This window comes from Wolbachia endosymbiont of Drosophila barbarae (genome assembly GCF_044752445.1).
GTDB lineage: Bacteria > Pseudomonadota > Alphaproteobacteria > Rickettsiales > Anaplasmataceae > Wolbachia > Wolbachia pipientis.
The window spans coordinates 1-9,590 of the sequence record NZ_JBIXJM010000230.1; the positions used below are offsets into that span (position 1 = coordinate 1).

The 9,590-nt window shown below is 34.2% G+C and carries 10 protein-coding genes and 1 pseudogene; 9 read left to right on the forward strand and 2 right to left on the reverse strand.

Going from position 1 to position 9,590, the window contains the following annotated elements:
- Positions 1-16: 16 nt before the first annotated feature.
- Positions 17-1,005 (reverse strand): annotated as a pseudogene (locus ACIPNH_RS05290) (IS630 family transposase).
- Positions 1,006-1,327: 322 nt separating this feature from the next.
- Here ACIPNH_RS05290 and ACIPNH_RS05295 point away from each other — a divergent pair.
- The 9 genes from ACIPNH_RS05295 (at position 1,328) to ccmE (ending at position 9,060) form a co-directional block, all read left to right on the forward strand.
- Complete coding sequence (locus ACIPNH_RS05295) at positions 1,328-2,044, forward strand: hypothetical protein (protein ID WP_400772104.1); 717 nt, start codon at positions 1,328-1,330, stop codon at positions 2,042-2,044.
- A 73-nt stretch (positions 2,045-2,117) separates the two neighbouring features.
- Complete coding sequence (locus tag ACIPNH_RS05300) at positions 2,118-2,705, forward strand: NADH-quinone oxidoreductase subunit J (protein ID WP_264339643.1); 588 nt, start codon at positions 2,118-2,120, stop codon at positions 2,703-2,705.
- Positions 2,696-3,004 carry an NADH-quinone oxidoreductase subunit NuoK gene (nuoK, locus tag ACIPNH_RS05305; RefSeq protein ID WP_006012916.1) on the forward strand — a complete coding sequence of 103 codons (309 nt, stop codon included), beginning with the start codon at positions 2,696-2,698 and terminating at the stop codon, positions 3,002-3,004. Before ACIPNH_RS05300 ends, nuoK begins: the two co-directional genes overlap by 10 nt.
- Positions 3,005-3,008: 4 nt before the next feature.
- Complete coding sequence (gene nuoL / locus ACIPNH_RS05310) at positions 3,009-4,856, forward strand: NADH-quinone oxidoreductase subunit L (protein ID WP_400772106.1); 1,848 nt, start codon at positions 3,009-3,011, stop codon at positions 4,854-4,856.
- A gap of 3 nt (positions 4,857-4,859) precedes the next feature.
- Positions 4,860-6,302, forward strand: coding sequence for a complex I subunit 4 family protein (locus ACIPNH_RS05315; protein ID WP_400772108.1), 1,443 nt, complete (start codon positions 4,860-4,862; stop codon positions 6,300-6,302).
- Positions 6,299-7,663, forward strand: coding sequence for an NADH-quinone oxidoreductase subunit N (locus ACIPNH_RS05320; RefSeq protein WP_400772110.1), 1,365 nt, complete (start codon positions 6,299-6,301; stop codon positions 7,661-7,663). Before ACIPNH_RS05315 ends, ACIPNH_RS05320 begins: the two co-directional genes overlap by 4 nt.
- A 17-nt stretch (positions 7,664-7,680) precedes the next feature.
- A complete protein-coding gene (locus ACIPNH_RS05325; RefSeq protein WP_264723873.1) occupies positions 7,681-8,550 on the forward strand; it encodes a biotin--[acetyl-CoA-carboxylase] ligase in 870 nt (289 codons plus the stop codon).
- Positions 8,547-8,684 carry a CcmD-like small membrane protein gene (locus ACIPNH_RS06790; RefSeq protein ID WP_006012903.1) on the forward strand — a complete coding sequence of 46 codons (138 nt, stop codon included), beginning with the start codon at positions 8,547-8,549 and terminating at the stop codon, positions 8,682-8,684. Before ACIPNH_RS05325 ends, ACIPNH_RS06790 begins: the two co-directional genes overlap by 4 nt.
- Positions 8,668-9,060 carry a cytochrome c maturation protein CcmE gene (gene ccmE / locus ACIPNH_RS05330; RefSeq protein WP_264723874.1) on the forward strand — a complete coding sequence of 131 codons (393 nt, stop codon included), beginning with the start codon at positions 8,668-8,670 and terminating at the stop codon, positions 9,058-9,060. The genes ACIPNH_RS06790 and ccmE overlap by 17 nt, the downstream gene beginning before the upstream one ends.
- 77 nt (positions 9,061-9,137) lie before the next feature.
- On the opposite strand, the gene ACIPNH_RS05335 is transcribed toward ccmE, so the two are convergent.
- Positions 9,138-9,539 carry a hypothetical protein gene (locus ACIPNH_RS05335; protein ID WP_400772112.1) on the reverse strand — a complete coding sequence of 134 codons (402 nt, stop codon included), beginning with the start codon at positions 9,537-9,539 and terminating at the stop codon, positions 9,138-9,140.
- Between the last annotated feature and the right edge of the window lie 51 nt (positions 9,540-9,590).

Genomic DNA, 9,590 nt, shown 5'->3' on the forward strand with positions numbered 1-9,590 from the left:
ATACCAATTCTCATTACTAGTGAATCAAATAAGCGGCATTGCAGAGTTTTTTAATTGTGGAGTGAGAAAGAGAGGTAATAAATTTGCACAAAGCGCTCTCAAGCAAAGCAATTGTGTCGTAGATTTTGTTACGCAAAATGTTCTGTTTTATATATAACCAAAACCTCTCAACAGGATTGAGGTCAGGTGAGTATGGTGGTAGGTATATAATGTCGATATTTTTAGGTACTTTTAAATTTTTTGACTTATGCCAACTAGCACAATCCATGATAAGAAATGCCTCCCTTGTTCCTAAATATTGTGACATCTGCTCAAGGAATATATTCATACAATCAGTATTGACGTTTGAGCTAGAACTTTCTCCATTTCTGGGATTAACTGCACTATAGAGATAAAAATTTTGCCTACCTAGTTTTACCTTAACCTGTGTCCTAATGCCTTTTTTAAACCACCCGTGTCCAATCTTTGAATGTGTGCCAAACCGCGATTCATCGAAGAAAAATAGCTCTTTTTCAGGATACATGACAATAGTTTCATTAAGATTTTTTTTTAAATTCCTCTTGTTTACTTTTATCTTGTCCGTTATGCACTGGTCTTGGTGTGATATATGAGAATTTCATTCTTTGCATATTACGGTGTACTGTAGATTTGCTGATATTCAAACCAAACTTTTCTTGAATTCTTATTTTCATTTCTTTTATAGTAATATTAGGGTTTTCCTCTATCCACACCTCAACTTGTTCACATTGACTTTGATTCAATATAGTTTTTCTACGGCGTTGAGGCGGAGCAAATAATTTTTCTTCTCTGCCAAATTTTAGGTCATGCAGTAAGTGCCTTTCTTGAAATGCAGCATATCTTTGCTACGGCTGTTATACTGTGCTTTTTTGCTGCAATTACAGCATTTAGTTTTTTTGCAACATATGCGTTATTTCTTACTTTCTTCAGCATTTCTTTTGCTGATTCCACCACTTTTTCATCCAATAATTTTGATCTTAATGCCATTTAAACCTCGCTACTTTACTTACTTCAGTATGGCTTTTTTTCTATTATTGTCTATCCGTTACTTGTGTAGCGGGAATTGGTATTAGAACTATTGTTGCTTTTGAAATAACCAAATATGTTGTACATTTTGAGCTACCGCTGATTATTAATATACATATATTATGCATTAATAAATTAAAGTTGTCAAGAATTTTACTACTTGCACTCTGTAAAGTTTTTGTTGTGTACTTTGAACTTTGAGAAAAATGGACGCCTAAATTTGACAATTGTGAAAATATTAGTTAAAATTATTGTATGTTAAGTATAGTAAATAGGAGAAAATATGCCTACTAATTCTGATGAGCAAAGAAAACTTTCACTTGAAGAACGGATACTTATTACGTCTTTAACATCTGTGGAAAATTTAAGAATCCATAATGTTGAATCAGTTAAAAAAACGACTGACATAATAAGTTATTATGTTGAACAAATAAAGGAGCCCTTTGAGGAATTTATTAAGCAAATCAATGAGATACATACTTCATTTATGTGGGAACTTGATCGTCTTGATCATGATACTTTGAGAGAACACTTTAATGAAGGAGTAACAATAGATGCACTAAAAGAACATGTGCAATCTGTTGGACAATACTTAGAATGCACTTCAAAGATTTTATATAAATTTGGTAAGTTAAATGATGAAGAAAAACAACAAGGTAGTGATTTAGTAGCAGAAAAACTTAAAATAATAGAAGAGATTTCAAATCCTAAAAGCAAGCCAAACGCTTGTAGAACTTGTTGTGCTTTAAGTGGTGGTGCAATTATTGGAGCAGCTATAGAATACCTTGCAGGAGTTGCCACTTTAGCTCCTGCTATTGTTGCTGTTGCAGTATTTATTGCAGCCACTGTTGTTGGTGCACTGGTGGGTTATGGTATTGGAAAATCTTGTGAAAAGGTCAGTGAAGAAAGGCAAAAGGATCGCCATATGAGTATAGGTACTGTGATTAAGAATGTCCTTACTCCTGAGTGTTTAAAATCACAATCGCAAGTTCATCCATAAGGTAGGCATTTAGTATTGACTTTACAACAATAGTCACTTTAAATTAGTAACTGTTGTTGCAGTTAAAGTATCAATGCCTTTTTTCTTTTATTTTTTTGCAATTCTAAGCATTTTATCTGCTGTATGCGTGATTAGCGTAAGAAATCCTGTGCATGCAGTATTATTTTTAATTTTCACCTTCGTTAACTCTGCAGTGCTTTTCATTCTTCTTGGAGCTGAATTCATTGCTATGATGGTACTGATAGTATACATCGGTGCAGTTGCAGTGTTATTCCTCTTTGTAGTTATGATGCTCGATATTGACTACATAAGGTTGCGCCAGGGTTTTGCAAAGCATTTCACTCTTGGTGCTATATTATGTGTTGTGTTTTTTCTAATCATCAGCTTTGTAATCCGCAGCTCAGCACCGAATATAAGCAATGTTATAAACTATAATACTAATAACGTGAAAGCTATTGGTAATTTGCTATATACTGACTATATGTATGCTTTTCATCTTTCTGGAATTTTGCTGCTTGTTGCAATTGTCGGTGCAATTGCTCTTACTTTGCAGGATAAGAAAAAAGGAGTTAAAAAACAGAATGTGTTAAAGCAATTGACGCAATCTTCATCTGTAAAATTGATTAAGGCTAAATTTGGAAAAGGAGTAGAATGGAAATAGGATTAAATCATTTTCTGATAGTTGCTGCTGTTTTGTTCACTATTGGAGTGTGCGGTATTTTCATCAACCGTAAGAGCATAATCAATATATTGTTATCAATAGAAATATTATTGCTGGCAATTAATATCAACTTAGTTGCTTTTTCTGCCTTTATGAATGATATAGTTGGGCAAATTTTTGTGATGTTTGTGTTGACTGTTGCGGCAGCAGAGTCAGGAGTTGGGCTTGCAATATTGGTTGTATATTATAGAAGCCGTGGCAATATAGACGTTGAACAAGCGAACTTAATGAAAGAATAAAAGTATGACGTATATACTGAAATTAATAGTATTTTTGCCACTTTTTGGTTCGCTATTTGCAGCACTTTTTAGAAAAAGTCAGTTAGTTACAACGGCAGGGATTGGAATATCTGCAGTTTTATCTTGGTATGTTTTTCTCACCTTCTCTGAAAATTATCACTTGAGTTTATTTCCTTTGTTTTCATTGAGCATCTTAAAAGTAAATTGGGCAATTAGTGTGGATGCTCTCTCATCCTTAATGCTTATTGGTATTACCACCGTTTCACTGGTAGTACATCTCTACTCTATCGGTTATATGGAGCATGATAAGGGGAAGTCGAGGTTTTTTTCTTACCTATCGCTATTTACGTTTTGCATGATTGTGCTGGTTGTAAGCGATAATTTCGTGCAGCTTTTTTTTGGCTGGGAAGGGGTTGGCCTATGTTCTTATTTACTCATAGGATTTTGGTTCCAAAAATATTCTGCAAATAATGCAGCAATTAAAGCATTTGTTGTGAATAGGGTAGGAGACTTTGCACTATTGATTGGAATCTTTCTTATTTATTATACATTTCACTCTTTGAATTTTACTGAAGTTTTCGACACAACTGATCTTCTTGGCACGCAGAACATTAGGGCATTCTGCTGTGAATTCAAAGTAACTCATATAATATGCATATTACTTTTTATTGGCTGTATGGGTAAATCTGCACAGCTTGGTTTACATGTTTGGTTGCCAGATGCAATGGAAGGGCCAACTCCTGTTTCCGCACTTATTCACGCAGCAACGATGGTAACAGCAGGTATATTTTTAGTAGCAAAGTGTTCTCCATTGTTTGAGTTATCAAATGTGGCACGAGAATTAATAGTTATCGTTGGAGCACTCACTGCTTTTTTTGCAGCCACCGTTGCAATTACTCAGAACGATATAAAGAAAATAATTGCTTATTCAACCTGCAGTCAACTTGGTTATATGTTCATGGCATGTGGGCTTTCTGCTTACAATGTTGCTATTTTTCATTTAATGACACACGCTTTTTTTAAAGCTCTACTATTTCTTGGTGCTGGCAATGTGATTCATGCAATACATCATGAGCAAAACATTCAGAAAATGGGAAATTGCTGGAAGAAAATCCCTTGCACTTACGCTCTCATGTGGATTGGATCTCTTGCGCTTTCTGGGATATTCCCATTTGCAGGTTTTTATTCAAAGGATTTGATAATTGAACATGCTTATAGCACGGATAGCTTTGCTTTTGTAATAAGCTTAGTTGTTGCATTCTTTACAGCGTTTTACTCTTGGAGGTTATTGCTTCTTGTGTTCCACAGCCAAAAACAAAGTAAAATTAATATACATGAGGCACCAAAGATTATGCTTATACCATTACTGATACTCGCTTTTGGATCAGTATTTTCTGGAATATGGGGAGCAAATATTTTGAACATAACTAGTAATGTGTTTTGGAAATCAAGTTTAGTGATGATTGATGAGCATGGAGTTCATAATTTCTTTATAAAACTACTGCCAACTTTAGCAAGCCTAAGTGGAATAGCACTTGCGTACCTAATTTACCAATATCAAGTAATTAGGCAAATTAAGAGTAAATTTTTACTTAAGTTTTTGCAGAATAAATGGTACTTTGATGAGGTGTATGAGTTTGTTATAATTGCACCGATAAGGTTTATATCTAGGCTTCTATGGAAGTTTGATGTTAAGGCTATTGATTCATTTGGACCAAATGGTGTTGTAAGGTTGGTTAATGAATGTTCAAAAAGTTCTATAAAGTTACAAACTGGTTATATATTTGATTATGCATTTATTATGTTTGTTACTCTAATAATCGGTGCTTTATATATTATTGGAATTAAATAGAAGGTGTTGTTACTTAGTATATTCTTGCTTCCACTGATAGGAGCGTTGATTTTATCCTTAATCAGGATTAATCATCAATCTATACACCTAAGATTCCTTGCTCTATTTTTTGCTGTACTTCCATTTTTGCTTAGCATTGTAGTTTGTATAGAATTTGATTATAACAATGCGGACTTTCAGTTTGTCAGCTACCCAATTAGAAATGTTGGAATAGGGATAGATGGTATATCGTTGCTTTTCCTTCTGCTTACAACTTTCTTGTTTGTAATTTGTATACTCTACAACTGCAAAATGAGTTATACGACCCTAAAAGCCTATATGGCATTGTTTCTACTGCTTGAGAGTTTTGTAGTCGGTTTTTTCGTTTCACTGAATGCTATAAGCTTTTATGTGTTTTTTGAAGCTGTTTTAATACCAATGTTCTTTATTATTGGCATCTGGGGAGGAAAACACAGGGTATATGCAACGTTTAAGTTGTTTCTTTATACATTAACTGGCTCATTATTATTTCTACTTGGATTGGTTTACATCTATAACATTTTTGGAACGTTTAATATACAAAAATTAGCTACATTAGTGCCAAGCCTTGATCTTGAAGTGCAGTCATTGCTGTGGATTGCATTGTTTATTTCTTTTGCAATAAAAGTACCGATGTTTCCATTTCACACTTGGCTTCCTGATGCGCATGTACAATCACCAACTTCTGGATCTGTGATTTTAGCTGGCTTGCTTATTAAAATGGGAGGATATGGATTTTTAAGGTTTTCTATTCCAATGCTTCCTCAGGCAAGTTTATATTTTTCAAATTTCGTTGTTGTGCTGAGCATTATTGCGGTGATATATGCTTCGCTAGTTGCGTTTGCTCAAGATGATATAAAGAAGTTAATAGCTTATTCTTCAATAGCACATATGGGGATCGTTACTGCTGGCCTCTTTTCATTTTGTGAGGAAGGAGTACTGGGTAGCATATTTCAAATGATTAGTCATGGCCTTATTTCTGCTGCTTTATTTTTGTGTGTTGGAATGCTATATACTCGAACTGGAACTTTGGAGATTGCAAAATATTTTGGCATAGTAAACACAATGCCAAAATTTGGTTTTATGTTCATTTTATTTTCAATGGCTTCAATAGGGCTACCTGGAACATCTGGATTCATAGGTGAGTTTTTGGCTATGGTTGGAATGTTTAAGAGCATAGGGTTTTTTACAGGATTTATCGCACTTGGCACTATTTTAAGCGCAGTTTATATGCTGAATTTATGTAAGCAAATAATATGGGGGGTTAGCTATTCTAAATTATTAAATAACCGCTTGGATAGCATAGAATTTTCTGTCTTAATTCTGCTTGCAGTGTTTGTTATTTTGCTTGGATTCTACCCAACCCTTGCACTGAATTATTTGAAGCCATGTATGGCAAATTTGTTAGTCAAATATAATGCGCTATGAATTATATACAGATATTGCCGGAAACGTTCTCTATTATCTCCTCGTTAGTGTTGCTACTGCTTGGAATTATATTTAACCGCCGAACTATCAACTTATTAGCACTTGGCTGCACAGTGGTAACTTTGATTATTTTAATTATTTCGGCAGAAAACAATGAAATTTTTCTCTTTAATTCGTTGTTAAAACTCAATTTATACATCAGGTCAGCCCAAGGGTTAATTCTCAGCACAGGAATTTTAATACTTTTGATGCTGAATTTATCAAAATATGACTATAAATATGAATTTTCAATACTGATTCTTTTTGCGCTATTTGGCATGATAACTTTGGTTTCAGCAAATAGTCTGATTTCTTTTTATTTAGCTTTTGAGTTGATGAGTATATCTTTGTATGTTCTTGCGAGCTTTAATAAAGATTCAGCTTATTCATGTGAAGCAGGAGTGAAATATTTTACACTTAGTGCACTATCTTCCTCCATTATGCTATATGGAATGTCGCTGCTTTATGGATATACAGGACAAGTCAATTTCTCTGAGCTCGGTTCATTCTTGCAAAGCCATCAGATAACTTATGGAATAGTTTTTGGGTTAGTTTTTATCCTTATTGGTTTGTGTTTCAAGCTTGCTATTGCTCCTTTTCATATGTGGGCTCCAGATGTCTATCAAGGTGCACCTACCATAGTAACTGCGTTTTTTTCTACGGCCCCAAAAGCTGCACTTGTAACATTTTTAATTCGATTGATGAATGAAGAGTTAGTAAATGTAAAAAGTTATGTTCAGCCTATTTTCTTATACATTTCAGCATTGTCTGTGCTTATCTCAGCTTTTGAGGCTTTGCGTCAGCAAAACTTAAAAAGGCTGCTTGCTTACAGTTCAATTGGTCACATTGGTTTTATATTTGCTTCACTTTCTATTTTTACACAAGCAGGAACAGATAGTGCCTTAATGTACCTGGTGATATATATCATCACAAGCATAGGGCTATTCTCATATCTCGTACAAATTGACGATGACGATTGTGATATTGCAAACTTGTCTGGTATAGGGAAGAAACGCCCAATTGTAGCATTTCATCTTTCTGTGCTGTTACTCTCGATGTCGGGAATACCTCCACTTGCTGGTTTTATCGCTAAATTTTTTATATTCAAAAGTTTAATAAATTCTGGCTTTATCACCCTGTCTTTGATCCTTGTAATGGCAAGTGTTATATCGTGTTACTATTATCTAAATATTATAAAAGCTATGTATTTCGATAAAGCTAGTGGTAATAAGGTTACTTATTCTAAGGGTCTATTCATTATCACTTCGGTGGCTTCACTGATTAACCTCGTTCTTTTCTTGTACGTTTTACTCACTCATTGAACTAAAGGGCTGACAAGGTGATCCCTGAGGGTTTTCATATTCATCATTACAAAGAAGTTTTAAGCACTAATGGAAAAGCACTGGACTTAATTAACAGAGGAATATCAAATGAAACTGTTATTATTGCCGATAAACAAACAGAAGGCAGGGGGCGCACCGGAAAAAGTTGGGTTTCTCCAGAAGGTAATTTCTATGCGAGTTTGGTGATAAACCTCTTTAACGATTATCTGAATGAAAGCCAGCTTTCGGTGTCATTCCAGTGCGTGACGCTGGAATCTAGGAATCAAGAAGCATGGATCCCAGTGTCAAGCACTGGGATGACATCGGATGGTACTGGGATAACAGTAGGCTTAACGAGTCAAGTTAAAGACATCAGCAAATTAACAGAATTGACTTTTGTGACTGCTCTTGTTGTAGGGAATACTTTACTGTCATTTATGGATGATAGTAACATTCAATATAAATGGCCAAATGATGTCCTAGTTGATAGTAAAAAAATCAGTGGAATATTGCTTGAAAAAAGATCCAATTCGAATTGGCTTATTGTAGGAATTGGAATTAATGTCAATCATGCACCACTTCCAGGAACAACGTGTATTAGCAATTACGGTGAATCTGTGTCTAACATAGATCTATTAGAGAAATTAATAATAAATTTTAATAAGCTAAGAAAGCAATGGCTGTTTGATGGGTTTTATGCTATAAGAAAAATGTGGCTCACAAGAGCATTCAAGATGAACGAGCAAATCAGTGTAAAGTTAGCTGACAAATTGTACGAAGGAATTTTTGCTGATATAGATGAAAGTGGTAAATTGGTGTTGCAGCAAAAGGATGGAAGCTTAATTTATTTTGATGCAGGTGAGTTATTTATTAACGATATATTATGAACACGTATGTGATTTTTGCTTACCTTATTAGTCTTACATTGATTACCGGAGAACTGATTCTTACCATTTCTTGCTATATTAAAAGTAAAAAAATTCTAGAAAGCCTGAAAGATAATAATGAAGAAGAAACATAAGCGATTACTTATAACTTCAGGAATTTTCTGCTTTTTAAGTTGTGCAGTTTTTTTTATTTTAACAACGCTCAAAGAAAATATCTCATTTTTCTATACAGTAAGTGAGGCAATAGTTTTACCAAATAGTCAAAAACTAATCCGTGTTGGTGGAATGGTTGTTGAAAATAGCGTGATACGCAACGAAAGTGAAGTGATTTTTCAAATGACAGATTTTAATAAGAGCGTTATGGTGAAATATCAGGGAATACTTCCACCAATGTTTTCAGAAAAAAGTGGTATTGTTGTGCAAGGTAAAATGTCTGATAACAGTACCTTTCTTGCAGATACGGTGTTTGCAAAACATGATGAGAACTATATGCCGAAAGTTTTAAAATAGATTCCTTAATCTGGCTATATTGAAATAGTATGTAGAGAGAGTAACAGCCTGCTAGCAAGCTGTGACTTTCCTAACTACTACAATATATCAGAGTGAGTTGGTGCTTCCCATTCATCTATGTCGTCATCACTAACCGTTCCTGTTTTTAATTTTTCAACTTCTTCTCTTAGATTATTAAAGTTTTTTTCCAAATTTTCATAATTCTGATTAGTACCCATAACTACCTTGTCTAAATCATATAAATCCTTACTCAATTTATTCTGAACATAGTTTGCATTAAGCCTCAATTGGTAATCCAAGCCAGAAACAAATGTGTCGTTTAAATCTTCGACTAGTTTGTCTAGAACTTTATGAACATAGCCAACCAACGCATTCTTTTCTTTATTGCTCTCAAAAGATTTAGGCTTAATTTTGACTTCTATGTCATCTATTACTCTAGAGTTATCTCCGCCTATTATGCCTATTATAGCTCTTTTCATAGAAGTCCGGATGTGATAAGATAAGGATAGAAGATGATAAGGAGGTTGAGT

Excerpts from the sequence above, each read along its gene's own strand:
- ACIPNH_RS05295 (WP_400772104.1), top strand. The coding sequence starts at position 1,328 with ATGCCTACTAATTCTGATGAGCAAAGAAAACTTTCACTTGAAGAACGG.
- ACIPNH_RS05300 (WP_264339643.1), top strand. The coding sequence starts at position 2,118 with ATGCCTTTTTTCTTTTATTTTTTTGCAATTCTAAGCATTTTATCTGCT.
- nuoK (WP_006012916.1), top strand. The coding sequence starts at position 2,696 with ATGGAAATAGGATTAAATCATTTTCTGATAGTTGCTGCTGTTTTGTTC.
- nuoL (WP_400772106.1), top strand. The coding sequence starts at position 3,009 with ATGACGTATATACTGAAATTAATAGTATTTTTGCCACTTTTTGGTTCG.
- ACIPNH_RS05320 (WP_400772110.1), top strand. The coding sequence starts at position 6,299 with ATGAATTATATACAGATATTGCCGGAAACGTTCTCTATTATCTCCTCG.
- ACIPNH_RS06790 (WP_006012903.1), top strand. The coding sequence starts at position 8,547 with ATGAACACGTATGTGATTTTTGCTTACCTTATTAGTCTTACATTGATT.
- ccmE (WP_264723874.1), top strand. The coding sequence starts at position 8,668 with ATGAAGAAGAAACATAAGCGATTACTTATAACTTCAGGAATTTTCTGC.
- ACIPNH_RS05335 (WP_400772112.1), bottom strand. The coding sequence starts at position 9,539 with ATGAAAAGAGCTATAATAGGCATAATAGGCGGAGATAACTCTAGAGTA.